This is a genomic window from Streptomyces sp. NPDC047853, assembly GCF_043204535.1.
Classification (GTDB): Bacteria; Actinomycetota; Actinomycetes; order Streptomycetales; family Streptomycetaceae; genus Streptomyces.
This window is the reverse complement of record NZ_JBIDCI010000005.1, coordinates 228852-247766: the sequence shown is the minus strand read 5'-3', so window position 1 is coordinate 247766 and position 18915 is coordinate 228852. Positions and strand designations below refer to the sequence as shown.

The following is an 18915-nucleotide window of genomic DNA, read 5'->3' as shown; positions in this document are numbered from 1 at the left end:
GCCGCCGGGACGGCGACCTCCCCGCGGCCGGCCCCCGACGGTGAGGCACCCCCGCCGCCGCCCCGGTCCCCGCGTCACCCCGCGTCGGCCAGGGCGCGCTCCACCCCCGGCTCCCGCGGACCGAGGAAGCGCGGGTCCGGCTCGACCACCGCGTCCACCGCGGCCTTGCCCGCCGCGACGACCTCGCGGACCGCCCCGTAGTACCAGGTCGTGTCGTGCGCCTCGTCGACCCCGACGCCGTACGACACCACCCCCGCCTCCCGGCACAGCGCCACCGCGCGCCGGATGTGGAAGCCCTGGCTGATCAGCACGGCCCGGTCGACCCCGAAGATCTTCTTCGCGCGCACGCACGAGTCCCAGGTGTCGAAGCCCGCGTAGTCGCTGACGATCCGCCCATCCGGCACCCCGTGCCGCACCAGGTAGGCGCGCATGGCGTCCGGTTCGTCGTACTCCTCGCGGCTGTTGTCGCCGGTGACCAGGACCACCTCGATCCGCCCCGCGCGGTACAGCCCGGCCGCCGCGTCCAGCCGGTGCGCCAGGTACGGGGACGGCTCCCCGTCCCACAGCCCGGCGCCGAAGACGACCGCGACCTCGGTACGCGGCACGTCGGCCGCGGTGCGCAGCCGGTCCCCGGTCGTCAGGTGCAGCCAGGTCGCCGGCAGCAGCGCCAGCACGCACCCGGCCGCCACCGCCCGGATCAGCCGCCGCCACCCCTCGCGGGTGCGCGGCAAGCGCGGTCTGCCGGGTCTCCAGCGGCGCATCGGTCGGTCCCCTCCCCGGTCGTCCTCCGACCTGTAGGGACGTACCGGAGCGCCGTCCGGTTCACCGCGCGGCTCACAGGCGGCGCCCGGCGCCGGGTGGACCGACGGAAAATTCCCGTGACACCCACGCAACGGGAAGGCAACGTCCGGCGGCCACCATCGGCGCATGACGGTGACGACAGTGATGCGCACGGCGAGCACGATGAGCACGGCGGGCCGGGGCGCCACCCCCGCCCCGGCGGGTCGAGGCGGTACCCCCGCCCTGGTCGTCGTCGCCCACGGCAGCCGCGACCCGCGCGCGCTGAGCACCGTACGGGCCCTCCTCGACCGGGTGCGGGCGCTGCGCCCCGGCCTGCCGGTGCGCCTCGGCCACATCGAACTGAACGCCCCCCTCCTCCCCGACACGCTGGCCGCCCTCGGCGACGGCGAGGCGGTCCTCGTCCCGCTGCTGTTCAGCCGCGGCCACCACGTCGGACGCGACATCCCCGAGTCGGCCGCCGCCTCCCCGGCCCGCACCCGGGTGGCCGCCCCGCTGGGCCCGCACCCCCTCCTCGTGGACGCCCTGCACGACCGCCTCACGGAGGCCGGCTGGCCCGCCGCCGCGGGTCCCGGCCACGCCGTCGTCCTCGCCTCCGCGGGCTCCCGCGCCCCCGAGTCCCGGGCCGACACCGACCGCATCGCGGCCCTCCTCGCCGCCCGCCTCGGCGTCCCGGTACGCCCCGCGTACGCCTCGGCGGCCTCCCCGACGGTGCCGGACGCCGTCCGCGCCCTGACCGCCCGCGGCCACTCCCGGGTGGCCGTCGCCTCCTGCTTCACGGCTCCGGGCCGCTTCGCGACGGAGTGCGCGGCCGCGGCCCCGTGGATCGCCTCGGCCCCCCTGGGCACCCACCCGGCGATGGCGCGTCTGCTCCTGCACCGCTACGACGAGGCGAGGGCGTCCGCGACGAGGGCGTACGGGGCCGCCTCACCGGCGCGCGCCTGACCGGGAGGGGGCGGGGCCCTCCGACTGTCACACCTTCCGCTTACTGTTCATGACATGGAAGGCAACGCACCCCCACCCCCGTACGATCCGACGTCCGTCGCCCGCTATGCCCCCGAGCCGGACAAACGCCCCGGCCGCACCGCCTTCCAACGCGACCGCGCCCGCATCCTGCACTCCGGCGCCCTGCGCCGCCTCGCCGGCAAGACACAGGTCGTCACGCCGGGGGAGGGCAGCCCGGGGTGGGACGCCAGCCCCCGCACCCGCCTCACGCACTCCCTGGAGTGCGCCCAGGTCGGCCGCGAGCTGGGCGCCGCCCTCGGCTGCGACCCGGACCTCGTCGAGGCGGCCTGCCTCTCCCACGACCTGGGCCACCCGCCCTTCGGGCACAACGGCGAACAGGCGCTGAACGCGTTCGCGGAGGACTGCGGCGGCTTCGAGGGCAACGCCCAGTCCCTGCGGCTGCTCACCCGCCTCGAACCCAAGCGGTTCACCGAGGACGGCTCCGTCGGCCTCAACCTCACCCGGGCCGCCCTGGACGCCGCCACCAAGTACCCCTGGCTCCGCGGCGCCCACCCCACCGACCCCGGCTCGCCCAAGTTCGGCGTGTACGACGACGACCGGCCCGTCTTCGAATGGCTCCGCAAGGACGCCCCCGGCGCCCGCACCTGCTTCGAGGCCCAGGTCATGGACTGGGCCGACGACGTGGCGTACTCCGTGCACGACGTCGAGGACGGCCTGCACGCCGGCCACATCGACCCCAACTGCCTGCTCGCCGACCCCGAGCGCGAGGCGGTCTTCGAGGTCGCGGTCGGCCGCTACGTCCCCGACGGCACCGACCACGCCGAGCTGGCCGCCGCCCTCGACCGCCTCCTCGCCCAGGACTGGTGGCCGCACGGCTACGACGGCTCGGCCGTCGCCCAGGCCCGGCTGAAGGACGCCACCAGCCAGCTCATCGGCCGCTTCTGCCTCGCCGCCGAGACCGCCACCCGGGCCGCGTGGGGGTACCACCCAGGCCGTTCAGGCACTGGGGGAGGGAGCGGCCGGCTCACCCGGTACACGGCCGAACTGGTCGTCCCCCGCGACACCCGCCTGGAGTGCGCCGTCCTCAAGGCGGTCGCCGTCCGCTACGTCATGCAGCGCACCGAGCAGGAGCGGCTCCGCGCCGACCAGCGCGTCGTCGTCGCGGAGCTGGCCGAGGCGCTCACCGCCCGCGCCCCGGACGGCCTCGACCCCCAGTTCCGCGCCCTGTTCGACCAGGCCGGCGACGACCGGGCCCGCAAACGGGTGATCGTCGACCAGATCGCGTCCCTCACCGACGCCTCGGCCCGATCGCTTCACGCCCGCCTGACGGGGCATCCATGAGACTGGCGGGACGGACGGTGACCCGACGGGCCCCACAGCGCCCGCCCGGGGCGCCGGGTGGCCTGATCGGGCCGCTCCCCCTTCCCGCACCACGCCGTGTGCGGGACGCTCGCATGTGGCGGCACCCTGACGAGGAGGCAAACAAGTGGTCGACGCGGATCAGACATTCGTCATCGTCGGAGGCGGCCTGGCCGGAGCGAAGGCGGCCGAGACGCTCCGCACGGAGGGCTTCACCGGCCGGGTGATCCTCATCTGTGACGAACGCGACCACCCCTACGAGCGTCCGCCGCTGTCCAAGGGCTACCTCCTCGGCAAGGAGGAGCGCGACAGCGTCTTCGTCCACGAGCCCGCCTGGTACGCGCGGCACGACATCGAGCTGCACCTCGGCCAGACCGTCGTCGCGATCGACCCCGCCGCCAGGACCGTCCACTACGGCGACGACGGGACCCGCGTCGGGTACGACAAGCTGCTCCTCGCCACCGGTGCCGAGCCCCGCCGCCTCGACGTCCCCGGCACCGGCCTGGCGGGCGTCCACCACCTGCGCCGCCTCGCCCACGCCGAGCGCCTCAAGGGCGTCCTCGCCTCCCTCGGCCGGGACAACGGCCACCTCGTGATCGCCGGCGCCGGCTGGATCGGCCTGGAGGTCGCGGCGGCGGCCCGCGAGTACGGTGCGGAGGTCACCGTCGTCGAGCCCGGCCCGACCCCGCTGCACGGGGTCCTCGGCCCCGAACTGGGCGCCGTCTTCGCCGAGCTGCACGAGGCGCACGGCGTCCGCTTCCGCTTCGGCGTGCGGCTCACCGAGATCATCGGCCAGGACGGCATGGTGCTGGCCGCCCGCACCGACGACGGCGAGGAGCACCCGGCCCACGACGTGCTCGCCGCGATCGGCGCCGCCCCGCGCACCGCGCTCGCCCAGGCCGCGGGCCTGGAGATCGCCGACCCCGCCCACGGCGGCGGCATCGTCGTCGACGCGCAGCTGCGCACCTCCGACCCGGACATCTACGCGGCCGGGGACGTGGCCTCCTTCCACCACGCCCTCTTCGACACCGACCTGCGCGTGGAGCACTGGGCCAATGCCCTGAACGGCGGCCCGGCCGCCGCCCGCGCGATGCTCGGCAAGGGCCTCGACCACGACCGCGTGCCGTACTTCTTCACCGACCAGTACGACCTGGGCATGGAGTACTCCGGCTGGGCACCGCACGGGTCCTACGACCAGGTGGTCGTCCGCGGGGACGCCGCGAAGCGCGAGTTCATCGCCTTCTGGCTGAAGGAGGGCCGGGTCCTGGCCGGGATGAACGTGAACGTGTGGGACGTCACGGAGCCCGTCCAGCAGCTGATCCGCTCGAAGACCCGGGTGGACCCGGACGCGCTGGCGAACCCGCACGTGCCCCTGGAAAGCCTCATCGCATAGCTGTCGTACCGTCCCCGGCCGCGATCCCCGGGGGGACAACCCCCGGACCCCCGGCCGGGCCCCGCCGGCCTCGTGTCCGACAGCCGCTTCGCGACGGGCCGTGGCCTCAGCCGGAGCCGATCACCGTGCCGGAGCATGTCGGTGCCGCCCCGTAGACTTCACGCGTGGCAGGACGGATCAACGACGAGGACGTGAAGGCGGTACGGGACGCGGTCCCGATCGACGCCGTCGTCTCGGAGTACCTCCAGCTGAGGAACGCGGGGGGCGGCAACCTGAAGGGGCTCTGCCCCTTCCACGACGAGAAGTCCCCGTCCTTCCAGGTCAGCCCGAGCAAGGGGTTCTTCCACTGCTTCGGCTGCCAGGAGGGCGGCGACACCATCACGTTCGTGATGAAGATCGACCACCTCACCTTCTCGGAGGCGGTCGAGCGCCTGGCCGGCCAGGCCGGCATCACCCTGCGCTACGAGGAGGGCGGGTACAACCCCTCCCACCAGCGCGGCGAGCGCATCCGCCTGGTCGAGGCCCACAAGATCGCCGCGCAGTGGTACGCCGAGCAGCTCGCGACCGGCCCCGAGGCCGACACCGGCCGCGCCTTCCTCGCCGAGCGCGGTTTCGACCAGGCCGCCGCCGAGCACTTCGGCGTCGGCTACAGCCCCCAGGGCTGGGACCACCTCACCCGCTTCCTGCGCGGCAAGGGGTTCAGCGACAAGGAGCTGATCCTCTCCGGCCTCGCCCAGGAGGGCCGCCGCGGCCCCATCGACCGCTTCCGGGGCCGGCTCATGTGGCCCATCCGCGACATCGGGGGCGATGTCGTCGGCTTCGGCGCCCGCAAGCTCTACGAGGCGGACAACGGCCCGAAGTACCTGAACACCCCCGACACCGCGATCTACAGGAAGTCCCAGGTGCTGTACGGCATCGACCTCGCGAAGAAGGACATCGCGAAGGCGTCCCGCGCGGTGGTCGTCGAGGGCTACACCGACGTCATGGCCTGCCACCTGGCCGGTGTCACGACCGCCATCGCGACCTGCGGCACGGCCTTCGGCGGCGACCACATCAAGATCCTGCGCCGCCTCCTGATGGACAACGGCTCGGCCCGCGTGATCTTCACCTTCGACGGCGACGCGGCCGGCCAGAAGGCGGCCCTGCGCGCCTTCGAGGACGACCAGAAGTTCGCCGCCGAGACCTACATCGCCATCGCCCCCGACGGCATGGACCCCTGCGACCTGCGCCTCGCCAAGGGCGACGACGCGGTCGCCGACCTGGTCGAGCCGCGCACCCCGCTCTTCGAGTTCGCGCTCCGCCAGATCGTGAGCCGCTACGACCTGGACACCCCGGCCGGCCGCGCGTCGGCGCTGGACGAGGCCGCGCCGGTCGTCGCCCGCATCAAGAACAGCGGCGCCCAGCACGAGGTCGCGGTGCAGCTCGCGGGCATGCTCGGCATCCTGGACACCCAGTTCGTCGTCAAGCGGATCGCCCAGCTCGCCCGCTGGGCCCGCGACCGGGGCGGCAAGGGTCCCGCCCCCGACCGGCAGCAGCGCGGCGGCGGCGGAGACCCGCAGCAGTACGCCGGGACCGCCCGCCCGGGCCCCCGCGGCCCCGCGCTGAACCTGCGCAACCCCGTCTTCGCCACCGAACGCGAACTGCTCAAGCTCGCCCTCCAGCGCCCCGAACTGGTCTCCCCGGCCTTCGACGCGTACGGCGTGGACGAGTTCACCGCCCCGCCCTACGCCGCCGTACGCGAGGCGATCATGGAGGCGGGCGGCGCCGAGCCGGGCGTCCACGACCCCCAGGACTACCTGGTGCGGGTCCGCGAGGCCGCCCCGGACGACGCCGTGCGCGCCATGGTCACCGAGCTGGCGGTCGAGGCGATCATGCTGCACCGGGGCGTGAAGGGCGTCGACGAGGTCTACGCGGGCGCCCAGCTGGTCACCGTCCGCCGCCGCGCCGTCGAGCGCCGCATCCGCGACATCACGGGCCGCCTCACCCGGCTCACCGGCCACGGCGACCCCGCCGAACTGGCCGCCGTGCAGAACGAGCTGTGGGTCCTCCAGCAGTACGACCAGAGCCTGCGCGAACACGGCGCCGCCGCCCTCTAGAGCGGCCCCCGGGTCACCACGCGGTCACCGACCGGAAGCAAAAAGTCACCGCACGCCCCTCGTGGCGGCGATGTGTCGTACCCCACACTGGGGGCGGTGCCCGAGTCCCCGGAGCGCGGCCGATCCGTCCCGGCGGTCCCCGATCCCCGCGGTTCGCACGTGTACGGGGCGGACCGCGGCGAGCGAGCCGGCTCCGCCCCCGAAGTACCGCTGCCGGCCCCCGCCGACCGCGTCCATCCTGGAGGTCGCCCCCGTGCAGACCCAGACCCTCACCCAGACCGACACCGGTACCGACGGCGCGGAGCCGGACGCGGAGAGCGGCGTCCTCGTCGCGACGCCCCCGCTCCACCGCGCCGTGCACGACCCCGGCGACGGGTCCGACGACCCGCTCCCGGCGGACGCCCCCACGGCGTCCGAGCACCCCGGCGACCCCGCCGACACCCCCGACCCCGCCGACGCCCCCGAGCCGCCCCCGCCCACCCGCACCGAGACCGGCGGGCCCTCCTCGGACCTGTTCCGCCAGTACCTGCGGGAGATCGGACGCATCCCGCTGCTCACCGCGGCCGAGGAGGTCGACCTCGCCCGGCGCGTGGAGGCCGGGCTGTTCGCCGAGGAGAAGCTGCGGCTCGCCACCGACCTCGACAGCCGGCTCGCCCTGGACCTCGACCGGCTCGTCGTGCGGGGCCGCGTCGCCAAGCGCCGCCTGATCGAGGCGAACCTGCGGCTCGTGGTGTCGGTGGCCAAGCGGTACGTCGGCCGCGGCCTGACCATGCTCGACCTGGTCCAGGAAGGGAACCTGGGCCTGATCCGGGCCGTGGAGAAGTTCGACTACGCGCGCGGCTACAAGTTCTCCACCTACGCCACCTGGTGGATCCGCCAGGCCATGTCCCGGGCCCTCGCCGACCAGGCCCGCACCATCCGGGTCCCCGTCCACGTCGTCGAACTCATCAACCGGGTCGTCCGCGTCCAGCGCCGCATGCTCCAGGAACGCGGCTGTGAACCGACCCCGCAGGAGGTCGCCGCCCACCTCGACCTGGCACCCGAGCGGGTCGGCGAGGTGCTGCGCCTCGCCCAGGAACCGGTCTCCCTGCACGCCCCCGTCGGTGAGGAGGACGACGTCGCCCTCGGCGACCTCATCGAGGACGGCGACGCCGCCAGCCCCGTCGAGTCGGCCGCGTTCCTGCTGCTGCGCCAGCACCTGGACGCGGTGCTCTCCACCCTCGGCGAACGCGAACGCAAGGTCGTCCAGCTCCGCTACGGCCTGGCCGACGGCCGCCCCCGCACCCTGGAGGAGATCGGCCGCCTCTTCGGCGTGACCCGGGAGCGGATACGGCAGATCGAGTCCAAGACCCTCAACAAGCTCCGCGACCACGCCTACGCGGACCAGCTCCGCGGCTACCTGGACTGACCGCTCCCCGCACCGGCCGCTCCCCGCACCGGCCGGGCGCGGGCGGACGCCTCAGCCCTCGGTCGGCACGCACAGCACCGGCACGGGGGACAGGTGCAGCAGCTTGTGCGGGGTGGAGCCCAGCAGCGCCCCGCGCATCGGGCTCTCGCCCCAGCTGCCCACCACGATGACCCGGGCCGCGTGCCGGGCGGCCGCGGTGATCAGGGCCTGTGCGGGCTTCTCGTCGATGATCTCGACGGTGGTCGGCACCCCCGCCTCGTCGGCCGCCTCGACGGCGTGCCGGAGCGCGGTACGGCCCGCCTCCACGAGGGCCTCGTGGTGGGAGCCGTACTCCTCACCCATGGCACCGGGCGCGGCGGCACCGTAGACGAGCACCAGCGGCTCGCCGAACGCGGCCGACACCTCCACCGCGACGCGCAGGGCGCGGACGGCGCCGGCGGACTCGTCGTACCCGAGGACGACCGACATCTCACGCCTCCTTGTCCTTCAGGGGCTCCGGCCCCGCCACACCGGGGCGCTCCGACCAGAACGCCGGTGACACGAACCGCCACACCAGCATCACGACCACCCCGACCAGGGCGATGCCGATGCCGATGACCAGCGGGGGACCGAGCCCCAGCCAGGACACCCCGCTGTAGGAGTTGGCGGGGTCGGCCATGTCGACCACGGACTCCACCAGCAGCCAGATCAGCAGCCCCGCCCCGACCAGCGGCCCGAGCCCGATCAGCAGCAGGTTGCGCACGCTCTCGGTGAGCCGGCGCCGGTAGTACACGGCGCAGGCGATGCCCGTCAGGGCGTAGTAGAACGCGATCAGCAGCGACAGCGCCGTGAGGGAGTCGAAGAGCGCGTTCTCGCTGATCTGCCGGACGACCAGGTACCAGACGATGGCGATGCCGGCCACCCACCAGGTGCTGACGTCGGGCGTCCGGTAGCGGGGGTGGACCCGGCCGAAGCGGGCGGGCAGTGCCTGCCGGCGGGCCATGGACAGCGCGGTGCGCGAGGCGGGGATGATCGTGGTCTGGGTGGAGGCCAGCGCGGACGTGGACACCGCCAGCAGCACCACCCAGTCCCAGCCGCCCATGGCCTCCCCGGCCAGCAGGGCGAAGATGAACTCCTCCTCGCCCGCGTTCTCGGCGAGGAACAGCGGACCCGCGTAGGCCACCACCGCGAAGCCGACCGCCACGTAGGTCACCAGCAGCACGATCGTCGACCAGACGGCGGCCCGGCCGGGCGCGGAGGCCGAGTCCCTGGTCTCCTCGGTCAGGTTGACCGCCGACTCCCAGCCCCAGTAGATGAACACCCCCAGCAGCAGGGCCGCGGTCAGCGGCGCGCCGCCGGACCCGAAGGGGTTGAGCCACTCCACCGACGGCCGGGCGGAGGCGAGGGTGCCCGTGTCCGCGTACACGCGGTACAGCGCCACCACCGCGAAGACGAGCAGACAGGCGACCTGCGCCAGGATCAGCACGTTCTGCACCCGCGCCGACAGCTCGGTGCCGATCACGCACAGCCCCGTCATCACGAGGATCAACAGCACGGTGAGCAGCTGGCGCACGACCTCGTTCTCCGCCCAGCCGTCCAGCCCCACGGTGAGCAGGCCGAAGGTGACGGCGACGTCCGCGAGCGACCCGACGACCAGGACACCGGTCATGGCGATGGCCCAGCCGCCGAGCCACCCGGCCCACGGACCCATCGCCCGGGTGACCCAGGAGAAGGTCGTCCCGCAGTCCTGGTCGACCCGGTTGAGGTGGTAGAACGCCGAGGCGATCAGCAGCATGGGCACGAAGGACGCGAACATCACGCCGGGTGCGTAGATCCCGACGAGCGCCACGACCGGGCCGATGACCGCCGCCAGCGAGTACGCCGGGGACGTCGCGTTGAGTCCGATGACCAGCGCGTCCACGAAGCCGATCGCGTCGGCCTTCAGACCGGCCGGGCGACCGGCGTCTGGCTCGGTGGTGGTGGCCATGGCCCCTCGCTCCGGTGTACGGGCGTCGGCGGGACGAGGGACTCGTCCCGCCCCCACCAATATGAGCCGGTCGGCGGCAGATCACATCCGGGACGACGCCCCCGGGCACCGGCGGACCACCCCGGCGGCTACTCCACCTCGGCCACCGCCTGCGCGAACTGCGCCCGGTACAGCCGCGCGTACGCCCCGTCCGTCGCGAGCAGGTCGGCGTGCGCCCCCTGCTCCACGATCGCCCCGTCCTCCATCACCAGGATGGTGTCCGCGTCCCGGATGGTCGACAGCCGGTGCGCGATCACGAACGAGGTCCGCCCGTGCGCCAGCTTGGCCATCGCCTTCTGGATCAGCACCTCGGTCCGGGTGTCCACGGACGACGTCGCCTCGTCCAGGACCAGGATCACCGGGTCGGACAGGAAGGCCCGGGCGATGGTGATCAGCTGCTTCTCGCCGGCGCTCACCCCCGTGCCCTCGTCGTCGAGGACGGTGTCGTAGCCGTCGGGCAGCGTCCGTACGAACCGGTCGGCGTGCGCGGCCCGCGCCGCCTCCTCGATCTCCCCGCGGGTGACCTTCCGGGACGCCCCGTAGGCGATGTTCTCCGCGATGGTGCCGCCGAACAGCCAGGTGTCCTGGAGCACCATGCCGATACCGGACCGCAGCTCGTCCCGGGACATCGCCGCGATGTCCACACCGTCCAGGGTGATCCGCCCGCCGGACACCTCGTAGAACCGCATCAGCAGGTTCACGAGGGTCGTCTTCCCGGCGCCCGTGGGACCGACGATGGCGACCGTCTGCCCCGGCTCCACCTTCAGCGACAGGTCCTCGATCAGCGGCTTCGCGGGGTCGTAGCGGAACGACACCCGCTCCAGCTCCACCCGCCCGCGCAGCTCCTCGGGCCGGGCGCCCGCGACCGGGTCCGCCGACTGCTCCTCGGCGTCCAGCAGCTCGAAGATCCGCTCCGCCGACGCCACGCCCGACTGCACCAGGTTCGCCATCGAGGCGACCTGCGTCAGCGGCATCGAGAACTGCCGGGAGTACTGGATGAAGGCCTGCACGTCACCGATGGACAGCGAGCCGGAGGCGACCCGCAGACCGCCGACCACCGCGACGAGCACGTAGTTCAGGTTGGACAGGAACACCATCAGGGGCTGCATGATCCCGCTGTTGAACTGCGCCCTGAACCCGGCCTCGTACAGCGCCTCGTTCTGCTCGGCGAACTGCCGCGCCGACTCCTCCTGGCGCCCGAACACCTTCACCAGCGCGTGCCCGGTGTACATCTCCTCGATGTGCGCGTTGAGCCGCCCCGTCGAGCGCCACTGCTGCACGAACTGCGGCTGCGACCGCTTGCCCACCCGGGTGGCCACCACGAAGGACAGCGGCACGGTCACCAGCGCCACCAGCGCCAGGATCCAGGAGACCCAGAACATCATCGCCAGCACGCCGATGATGGTCAGCAACGAGTTGATCAGCTGGCCCATCGACTGCTGGAGCGTCTGCCCGACGTTGTCGATGTCGTTGGTGGCGCGGGAGAGCACCTCGCCGCGCTGCCGCTCGTCGAAGTACGACAGCGGCAGCCGGGACAGCTTCGTCTGCACGTCCTCGCGCAGCCGGAACACCGTGCGGTTGACCGCCCGGTTCACCAGCCGGGTGGCCACCGCCATCAGCAGCCCCGCCACGCCGAACACCGCGAGGGCCAGCAGCAGCACCTCGCCCACGGCGGTGAAGTCGATGCCCCGGCCCGGGTGGAAGTCCGTGCTGCGGAGCATGTCCGCGACGTTGCCGTCCCCGCGCTCCCGCATCGATGCCAGGACCTGCTCCTTCGTGGCCCCGGACGGCATGTCCCGCCCCACGACGCCCGCGAAGACCAGGTCGGTGGCGCGGCCGAGGATCTTCGGCCCGGCCACGCTGAGGCCGACGCTCACCACCAGGCAGGCCAGCAGCGCCCAGAGCGTCGCCCGCTCCGGCCGGAACCGGGCGACGAGCCGTCTGCCGGACCCCTTGAAGTCCATCGAACGCTGGTCCGGGCCGCCCCCGGCCATCATGCGCCCCGCAGGCCCCGCCATCAGGCAGCCTCCGCTTCCGTCAGCTGGGAGAGCACGATCTCCCGGTAGGTCTCGTTGTCCGCCATCAGTTCGTGGTGCCGGCCCGCGCCGACCACCCGCCCCTCGTCCAGCACGATGATCCGGTCCGCGTCCCGGATGGTCGCCACCCGCTGCGCGACGATCACCACCGTCGCCCCGGCCGTCTCCCGGCCCAGCCCCGCACGGAGCGCGGCGTCGGTGGCGTAGTCGAGGGCGGAGAAGGAGTCGTCGAAGAGGTAGATCTCCGGACGCTGCACCAGGGTCCGCGCGATGGCGAGCCGCTGCCGCTGGCCACCCGACACGTTCGTGCCGCCCTGCGCGATCGGCGCCTCGAGCCCGCCCTCCAGGCCGGAGACGAACTCCCGGGCCTGCGCCACCTCCAGCGCGTGCCACAGCTCCTCGTCCGTGGCGTCCGGATTGCCGTAGCGCAGGTTGGTCGCGACCGTGCCCGCGAAGAGGTACGGCTTCTGCGGGACCAGCCCCACCACCCTGGCCAGCACCTTCGGGTCGACGGTCCGCACGTCCACCCCGTCGACCAGCACCTCGCCCTCGGTGGCGTCGAAGAGCCGGGGGACCAGCCCCAGCAGCGTGGACTTGCCGCTGCCGGTCGAGCCGATGACGGCGGTCGTCTCGCCCGGCCGGGCCACCAGCTCGATGTTCCTGAGCACCGGCTCCTCGGCCCCCGGGTAGCGGAAGCCGGCGCCCCGCAGCTCCAGGTGGCCGTGCCGGCGCAGCTCGGTGACCGGCGCCACCGGCGGGACCACGCTGCTCTCGGTCTCCAGGACCTCCTGGATGCGCTCGGCGCACACCTCCGCGCGCGGCACCATCATGAACATGAAGGTGGCCATCATCACGGACATGACGATCTGCATCAGGTAGGCGAGGAACGCGGTGAGGTCGCCGATCTGCATCCCGCCGCTCTCGATCCGGTGGGCGCCGAACCACACCACCGCGACGGACGACAGGTTCACCACCGTCATGACCACCGGGAACATCAGCGCGAGCAGGTTGCCGGTGCCCAGCGCCACGTCCGTGAGGTCCGTGTTGGCCTTGCGGAAGCGCCGCTGCTCGTACTCGTCCCGCACGAAGGCGCGGATGACGCGGTTGCCGGTGATCTGCTCGCGCAGCACCCGGTTCACCGTGTCCAGCCGCTCCTGCATGGCACGGAACAGCGGCCGCAGCCGCCGCACGATCAGCGTGACGCAGACCGCCAGCACCGGCACGACCGCCACCAGCACCCCGGACAGCGGCACGTCCAGGCCGAGCGCCATCACGATGCCGCCGACGCACATGATGGGCGCCGACACCATCAGGGTGAACGTCATCAGGGCCAGCATCTGGACCTGCTGCACGTCGTTGGTCGTCCGGGTGATCAGCGAGGGCGCGCCGAAGTCGCCCAGCTCGCGGGCCGAGAAGGACTGCACCCGGTCGAAGACCGCGCCCCGCAGGTCCCGGCCGAGCGCGGCGGCGGTGCGGGCGCCGTAGTAGACCGCCCCGACGTTGCACACCACCTGGGCCAGTGAGATGCCGATCATCAGGGCGCCGTAGCTCAGGATGTAGCCGGAGTCACCCTTGACGACGCCGTCGTCGATGATGTCCGCGTTCAGGGTCGGCAGGTACAGGGAGGCGCAGGTCTGCAGGAACTGCAGCGCCACCAGCAGGGCGATGGGTTTCCGGTAGGGCCTGAGGCAGGTCCGCAGGAGTCGTATGAGCACGCTGGGTCTCTCGGGGTCGGCGACGGGGACGGTGGTTGCCCCTGGCCCCTATCGTCGGACACCCCACCCGCGTTACCTCAACCGATTAACCCAAGAGCGCGCCAAGTTCCGGCCTACGAGCGGTAGGCGCACCGCGCCTCAGCCGCGCAGGGCGCCCGGATGCGTCTGCTCCCGCACCGACACGAACTGCTGACGCACCGCCTGTCCCACCGCCAGCTCCTCGCCCGGCTCCAGCACCTGCGCGACCGCGCCCTGCCAGACGGGCGGAGTACGCGGGTCCAGCGTGCCCCGGGAGACGCCCAGGGCCCACGCCGCCTGCCGGGCCGAGCCGATCGCGGCGTAGTCCGCCGGCTGCGGCACCACGACCTGGGTCCCGAACAGCGCCGGCGCCGCCGCCTGCACGGCCGGCAGCTCGGCCGCCGCGCCCAGCAGGAAGACCCGGCGCACGTCCACGCCCCGGCCGCGCAGCACGTCGAGGGCGTCGGCGAGACCGCACAGCATCCCCTCGAACGCGGCCCGCGCCAGGTGCTCGGGTCGCATCGACTCGCGCCTGAGGCCGGCCAGCGTGCCGGCGGTGTGCGGCAGGTTCGGCGTCCGCTCGCCCTCCAGGTAGGGCAGCAGCACCAGCCCGTGCGCGCCCGGCGTCGACTTCATCGCCAGCTCGGACAGGCTCTCCAGGTCCGGCACGCCGAGCAGCTCGGCGGCGCCCCGCAGGGTCCGTACGGCGTTCAGGGTGGTGACGACCGGCAGGTGCATGCCCGTGGCGTCGGCCAGGGCGGTGATCATCCCGGACTGGTCGACGAGCGGCTCGGTGTGCACGGCCATCACGGACCCGGACGCGCCCAGCGACACCACCGCGTCACCGAGGCCGATCCCGAGCCCGAAGGCGGCGGCCTGCGTCTCGCCGGTCCCGGCGGAGATCAGCAGCCCCTCCGGGGTCGTCCCGGCCGCGTCGGCCGGGCCGATCACCTCCGGCAGCATCGCCTGGTGCCCGAGGGCCAGCTCGACCAGGTCCGGCCGGTACCCGCCGGTCGCCGCCGACCAGTACCCGGTGCCGGAGGCCCCGCCCCGGTCGGTGGTCCGGCGGGCCGGCCGGCCGAGCAGCTGCCACACCAGCCAGTCGTGGGCCTGCATCAGCACGGCGGTGCGGGCGGCGGCCTCGGGCTCGGTACGGGCCAGCCACCGCAGCTTGGTCACCGGCTGCGCGGCCTGCGGCACCGAGCCCACGGACTGGGCCCAGGCCTCGCGCCCGCCGAGGGCGTCGATGAGGTCGGCCGCCGCCACCTGGGAGCGCTTGTCGCCGCCCACCATGGCGGGGCGCACGGTGTTGCCCTGTGAGTCGAGCGGCACGACCGAGTTCGCCTGCGCGGAGACGCCGATGGCCTGCACGCCCTCCAGCAGGCCACCGCCGGCGGCCTCCCCGAGGGACAGCAGCCAGGCCTGCGGATCGACGTCCGCGGGACGGCCACCGCCCTCGGGGCTCTCCACCGGATGAGGGGCGTAGCCCTGCCGCAGCACGGCCCCCGTGTCCGAATCGCAGACGACGATACGAGTGAAATCGGGCGAACTGTCCAACCCGGCGACTATCCCCATGTGCGAAATTCTGCCGCACGGGGAGAGCCGCCCGTACCCGGTGGGGGCACGGGACCCGCCGGGAGCACCCGCCTCAGGTGTTGCTGGTGCCCCAGTCGTCCGCGGCGCTGCCGTTGGAGTTGCGGTCCCGCAGCGAGCGGACCCGCTGGGCCACCGAGTCGGGCATCCGGTCCCCGACCTTGTCGCTGACCACGTGGTACGCCTTGTCGGCGAAGTGCCTGCCCTGCTGGGCGGCGGTCTCGGCGGTGTTGCGCACGGCGGGGTTCTGCGCGACCTGGCGGGCGGACTTGCGCAACTGCTCGTAACGCTCCCGTCCGGCCTTCGTGCCCAGCACGTATCCCACCGCGAGTCCGACGACGAACGTGAGCCGGTAACGCATGGCGGTCACCCTTCCTTTGACTGGCTCCGAGGCGCCGGGGAGTACCGATTGGCGGAGCACCCCCCTGCTTGCGCTAATGTATGTGTCGCAGCGAGCGCGCGCCTTCTGGCGAATACCCAGGCAGGCACGTTCGATGCAACGAGGCATTCCTCCGTAGCTCAATTGGCAGAGCAGCCGGCTGTTAACCGGCAGGTTACTGGTTCGAGTCCAGTCGGGGGAGCTCGGTCCTCCGTAGCTCAATTGGCAGAGCAGCCGGCTGTTAACCGGCAGGTTACTGGTTCGAGTCCAGTCGGGGGAGCAGATGAACGAGGACCCCTTCCGGGGTCCTTTTTCATGTCCGGGAACCGCGCGGCACGCTGCGGAGTCCTCAAGGTCATGAAGGCGTCGCGGTAGCCGACCATCCGAGGCAGGAGATCGTATGAGCGGCTATGCTGCGGCAGACGGCGCGCACACGTGTACGCGACACGCCGTTATGGGGCGGTAGCTCAGCCGGTTAGAGCAGCGGACTCATAATCCGTCGGCCGTGGGTTCGAGTCCCACCCGCCCCACTTCGCGCCACCCCTGCAGAAACCTTCTGGCCGGTGGCGCCGCCGGTTCACCGGCCTTCCGCGTCGCCCGGGTCGACGGTGTCCTCGACGCCGTCCTCGTCGTCGCGCTCGCCCTCCGCCTGGGAGGGCGTGGTGTGGGGCGGGTCCGGGGCGTCCCGCTCGTCGTCGCGTTCGCCCTCCGCCTGGGACGGGGTCTGCTCGCTCATCATGCGCCTCCTGGTGCGTACGGGGTCGTCCGGCCGGACCCGGGTACCCCCGTGGGCGCGGTCTCAGCGTCCGAGCCGGCCCAGGGCCGTCCGCAGGGCCGAGCGCACCTCCGGCGGCGGCGGCGGGCCGTCGCTCTCCGCGCTGGCGGTGACCGCCGCGGCCACCGTGCGCAGCTTGGTGTTGGAGAGCTGGGAGGCCTCCCGCAGGATGTGCCACGCCTCGTCCGACGTACAGGCGTGCAGCGCCATGAGCACCCCCCGCGCCTGGTCGATGACCGGGCGGGAGGCGATCGCCCGGCGCAGTTGCGCCACCTCCTCCTGGAGGACGCGCAGCCGCTCCGAGCGCTCCGCCGCCACCGCCGAGGGCGCCGGGGTCGACTCGGGTCCCGGCTGGCAGGCGGTGCGCGGGCGGTCGGTGCGCAGGGGGTCGGCGGGGTCGAGTCCGGCCAGCTCCAGGATGCGCAGCGGCTGACCGCGCCAGTTCGCGGTCGTCACCGGCACCGCCCGCCGGCGGCCGTGGCCGCCGAGGATGTCCAGGAACTCCAGGCCCGCCGTGTCCATGAACACCACGCCGGCCATGTCCACCTCCACCCGCTCGATGTCCCCCGGCAGGGTCGCCAGGGCCTCGGTCAGGATGTCCGCGCACCCGTGGACGAGTTCTCCCCTCGGCAGGAGCACCGCCCGGCCGGTCTCCACCCGGCCGTCGATGACCAGGGTGGCCGGCTGCCCCGCCAGACGTGGTGGTGCCGCTGGGGTCATGTCACCGCCTTGTCCGTCCTCGTCGATCTTCTGACAGACGTCGCAACGTCACGCAGCCCCCGTGGGCCGTCCGTTCCGACGGCGCTGTCGGTGCGCCTGCCCGCCGTCCGGCGCGCTACACCCCCCGCCGGGGCACGGGCGGCCCGTCGACGGGGTGAGGGCACCACCGCGGATCGCGCCCGGCTCCCGCCGTGCTCACAGCGGGGCCCCCCACCTGAACGTCGTCCCCTCGACGCCGTGACCGCCGGCCCCGCCGTCGGCGGAGACGGTCAGCCGTACCTCGCCCCGGCCGTCCCCTCCGGTGGTGGTCGCCTCGACGGTGACCTCGATCCGGGAGACGCCCGGCCGGCCGGCCGCGTCGGCCAGTGCCTGGCGCAGGGCGGTGAGCAGGCGGTCCGCGACCGCGTCCGGCACGTGGGTGTCGACGGTGCCCGCGAAGTGCGTGGACGGGGGGAAACCGAGGACGGCGGCGGCGGACCCGGTCTCGCGCAGGACCCGGCCGCGCAGGCCGGTCGGCGGGTCGGCCGGGGGCTGCTGCAACGCGAAGATCGTCGTACGGACCTCCTGGACGGTGGACCGCAGCTCGTCCACCGCCCGGTCGAGGACGTCACCGACCTCCTCGGCGCCGGGGCGCCGCCGGGTGGACTCCAGCATCATGCCGGTGGCGAACAGCCGCTGCACCACCAGGTCGTGCAGGTCCCGGGCGATCCGGTCCCGGTCCTCGTACACCGCGAGGCGCTCCCGGCCGCGCCGGGCGTCGGCGAGGACGAGGGCGAGCGCGGCCTGGGAGGCGAACTGGGTCGCGAGCAGCCGCTCGACGGCCGTGTACGGCCGCGCGCCGCGACGGCGGGGCAGGGCGAGGGTGCCGATCAGCCGGCCGCTCGCCCGCAGGGGCAGCATCATGCTCGGCCCGAACCGGTGCCGTACGTGCGTCGTCATGCGGGGATCGGTCGCCGAGTCCGTGACGAACACCGGTTCGCCGCCCAGCAACTGCTCCAGGACGGGACTGCCCGGCGCGATGGTCGCGCCGACGATGCCGTCCGGGTCGTCGGACGTGGAGGCCGTCACGATCTCCATGCCGCCCTCGGCCGTCGGCTGGAGGATCACGCCCGCACTGGCGTCGGCCAGCATCCGGGCCCGTTCGGCGACCGTGGTCAGCGCGTCGTCGGCGCTCTCCTCGGCGAGCAGCGCGGTGGTGACGGCCGCCGCGCCCTCGATCCAGCGCTCACGCTGCCGGGCCGTCTCGTACAGCCGCGCGTTGCCGATCGCGATGCCGGCCTGCGCGGCCAGGACCCGCAGCACCTGCTCGTCCTCGACCGTGAACGGGTCACCGCCGGCCCGTCCGGCCAGGCGCAGCTCGCCGAACTCCTCGTCCCCCACGTGGATCGGGACCCGCAGCGGCGGCGCAGGCTCCGGTGCTTCGGCCCGGCCCGGGGCGCGGATCGCGGTGAGGCCGTCCCGGCCCGGATCGGTGGTGACCAGGGTCGCGGAGGCGCCGGTCAGCTCGGCGGCGCCGTCCACGAGGTGCTGGAGGGTGCCGCGCAGATCGAGGTCGACGCCGATCCCCAGGACCGCCTCCAGGAGGCGGGTCGACCGGGGCGCGGACTGGGCGCTCATGCCGTCCGGCTTCCTCGCTCTCGCGGATCGCCGCGGA

Annotated in this window: 15 protein-coding genes and 3 tRNA genes; 8 read left to right on the top strand and 10 right to left on the bottom strand. The window is 73.6% G+C overall.

Going from position 1 to position 18915, the window contains the following annotated elements:
- Window positions 1-74: 74 nt before the first annotated feature.
- On the bottom strand, window positions 75-761 hold the full coding sequence (locus ACGF5T_RS12575) for an ElyC/SanA/YdcF family protein (protein ID WP_356603163.1): 687 nt from the start codon (window positions 759-761) through the stop codon (window positions 75-77).
- Window positions 762-963: 202 nt separating this feature from the next.
- Here ACGF5T_RS12575 and ACGF5T_RS12570 point away from each other — a divergent pair, with 202 nt between their 5' ends.
- The 5 genes from ACGF5T_RS12570 to ACGF5T_RS12550 all read left to right on the top strand — a co-directional run bounded on the left by ACGF5T_RS12570 (window position 964) and on the right by ACGF5T_RS12550 (window position 8020).
- On the top strand, window positions 964-1743 hold the full coding sequence (locus tag ACGF5T_RS12570) for a sirohydrochlorin chelatase (RefSeq protein ID WP_356603943.1): 780 nt from the start codon (window positions 964-966) through the stop codon (window positions 1741-1743).
- A gap of 54 nt (window positions 1744-1797) precedes the next feature.
- A complete protein-coding gene (locus ACGF5T_RS12565) occupies window positions 1798-3105 on the top strand; it encodes a deoxyguanosinetriphosphate triphosphohydrolase (protein ID WP_356603161.1) in 1308 nt (435 codons plus the stop codon).
- Window positions 3106-3250: 145 nt separating this feature from the next.
- Window positions 3251-4516, top strand: a complete 1266-nt coding sequence (locus ACGF5T_RS12560; RefSeq protein ID WP_356603159.1) for an FAD-dependent oxidoreductase — start codon at window positions 3251-3253, stop codon at window positions 4514-4516.
- A gap of 164 nt (window positions 4517-4680) precedes the next feature.
- Entirely contained in the window at window positions 4681-6612 is a 1932-nt protein-coding gene (gene dnaG / locus ACGF5T_RS12555; protein ID WP_356603157.1) for a DNA primase, read from the top strand.
- Between the two features lie 253 nt (window positions 6613-6865).
- Entirely contained in the window at window positions 6866-8020 is a 1155-nt protein-coding gene (locus ACGF5T_RS12550) for an RNA polymerase sigma factor (protein ID WP_391967902.1), read from the top strand.
- A 51-nt stretch (window positions 8021-8071) separates the two neighbouring features.
- On the opposite strand, the gene ACGF5T_RS12545 is transcribed toward ACGF5T_RS12550, so the two are convergent.
- The 6 genes from ACGF5T_RS12545 to ACGF5T_RS12520 all read right to left on the bottom strand — a co-directional run bounded on the left by ACGF5T_RS12545 (window position 8072) and on the right by ACGF5T_RS12520 (window position 15757).
- On the bottom strand, window positions 8072-8488 hold the full coding sequence (locus ACGF5T_RS12545) for a universal stress protein (protein WP_361014557.1): 417 nt from the start codon (window positions 8486-8488) through the stop codon (window positions 8072-8074).
- Window position 8489: 1 nt separating this feature from the next.
- The gene (locus tag ACGF5T_RS12540; RefSeq protein WP_366766544.1) at window positions 8490-9986 is read right to left on the bottom strand and encodes an APC family permease; all 1497 of its coding nucleotides are present in this window, start codon (window positions 9984-9986) and stop codon (window positions 8490-8492) included.
- 128 nt (window positions 9987-10114) lie between these two features.
- Window positions 10115-12043, bottom strand: a complete 1929-nt coding sequence (locus ACGF5T_RS12535) for an ABC transporter ATP-binding protein (RefSeq protein ID WP_361014562.1) — start codon at window positions 12041-12043, stop codon at window positions 10115-10117.
- On the bottom strand, window positions 12043-13776 hold the full coding sequence (locus tag ACGF5T_RS12530; RefSeq protein WP_366766545.1) for an ABC transporter ATP-binding protein: 1734 nt from the start codon (window positions 13774-13776) through the stop codon (window positions 12043-12045). Before ACGF5T_RS12530 ends, ACGF5T_RS12535 begins: the two co-directional genes overlap by 1 nt.
- A gap of 138 nt (window positions 13777-13914) precedes the next feature.
- Window positions 13915-15369 carry an FGGY family carbohydrate kinase gene (locus ACGF5T_RS12525; protein ID WP_356603147.1) on the bottom strand — a complete coding sequence of 485 codons (1455 nt, stop codon included), beginning with the start codon at window positions 15367-15369 and terminating at the stop codon, window positions 13915-13917.
- 73 nt (window positions 15370-15442) lie between these two features.
- Window positions 15443-15757 carry a YtxH domain-containing protein gene (locus ACGF5T_RS12520; RefSeq protein WP_356603145.1) on the bottom strand — a complete coding sequence of 105 codons (315 nt, stop codon included), beginning with the start codon at window positions 15755-15757 and terminating at the stop codon, window positions 15443-15445.
- Window positions 15758-15895: 138 nt separating this feature from the next.
- Here ACGF5T_RS12520 and ACGF5T_RS12515 point away from each other — a divergent pair.
- The 3 genes from ACGF5T_RS12515 (at window position 15896) to ACGF5T_RS12505 (ending at window position 16296) form a co-directional block, all read left to right on the top strand.
- Window positions 15896-15968 (top strand) — tRNA-Asn (locus tag ACGF5T_RS12515).
- Between the two features lie 5 nt (window positions 15969-15973).
- Window positions 15974-16046, top strand: a tRNA-Asn gene (locus ACGF5T_RS12510).
- A gap of 176 nt (window positions 16047-16222) precedes the next feature.
- A tRNA-Ile gene (locus tag ACGF5T_RS12505) sits at window positions 16223-16296 on the top strand.
- A gap of 47 nt (window positions 16297-16343) precedes the next feature.
- On the opposite strand, the gene ACGF5T_RS12500 is transcribed toward ACGF5T_RS12505, so the two are convergent.
- The 3 genes from ACGF5T_RS12500 to ACGF5T_RS12490 all read right to left on the bottom strand — a co-directional run bounded on the left by ACGF5T_RS12500 (window position 16344) and on the right by ACGF5T_RS12490 (window position 18878).
- Window positions 16344-16502, bottom strand: a complete 159-nt coding sequence (locus ACGF5T_RS12500) for a hypothetical protein (protein WP_356603143.1) — start codon at window positions 16500-16502, stop codon at window positions 16344-16346.
- Window positions 16503-16565: 63 nt separating this feature from the next.
- Window positions 16566-17261 (bottom strand): ANTAR domain-containing protein, encoded by a 696-nt coding sequence (locus tag ACGF5T_RS12495; protein ID WP_361014567.1) that lies wholly within the window; start codon window positions 17259-17261, stop codon window positions 16566-16568.
- Window positions 17262-17456: 195 nt separating this feature from the next.
- A complete protein-coding gene (locus ACGF5T_RS12490; RefSeq protein WP_366766546.1) occupies window positions 17457-18878 on the bottom strand; it encodes a GAF domain-containing protein in 1422 nt (473 codons plus the stop codon).
- Between the last annotated feature and the right edge of the window lie 37 nt (window positions 18879-18915).

Bases quoted from the DNA above. Each gene is read 5' to 3' on its own strand.
- ACGF5T_RS12575 (WP_356603163.1), bottom strand. From the start codon at position 761: ATGCGCCGCTGGAGACCCGGCAGACCGCGCTTGCCGCGCACCCGCGAG.
- ACGF5T_RS12570 (WP_356603943.1), top strand. From the start codon at position 964: ATGAGCACGGCGGGCCGGGGCGCCACCCCCGCCCCGGCGGGTCGAGGC.
- ACGF5T_RS12565 (WP_356603161.1), top strand. From the start codon at position 1,798: ATGGAAGGCAACGCACCCCCACCCCCGTACGATCCGACGTCCGTCGCC.
- ACGF5T_RS12545 (WP_361014557.1), bottom strand. From the start codon at position 8,488: ATGTCGGTCGTCCTCGGGTACGACGAGTCCGCCGGCGCCGTCCGCGCC.
- ACGF5T_RS12540 (WP_366766544.1), bottom strand. From the start codon at position 9,986: ATGGCCACCACCACCGAGCCAGACGCCGGTCGCCCGGCCGGTCTGAAG.
- ACGF5T_RS12535 (WP_361014562.1), bottom strand. From the start codon at position 12,043: ATGGCGGGGCCTGCGGGGCGCATGATGGCCGGGGGCGGCCCGGACCAG.
- ACGF5T_RS12525 (WP_356603147.1), bottom strand. From the start codon at position 15,369: ATGGGGATAGTCGCCGGGTTGGACAGTTCGCCCGATTTCACTCGTATC.
- ACGF5T_RS12500 (WP_356603143.1), bottom strand. From the start codon at position 16,502: ATGAGCGAGCAGACCCCGTCCCAGGCGGAGGGCGAACGCGACGACGAG.
- ACGF5T_RS12495 (WP_361014567.1), bottom strand. From the start codon at position 17,261: ATGACCCCAGCGGCACCACCACGTCTGGCGGGGCAGCCGGCCACCCTG.
- ACGF5T_RS12490 (WP_366766546.1), bottom strand. From the start codon at position 18,878: ATGAGCGCCCAGTCCGCGCCCCGGTCGACCCGCCTCCTGGAGGCGGTC.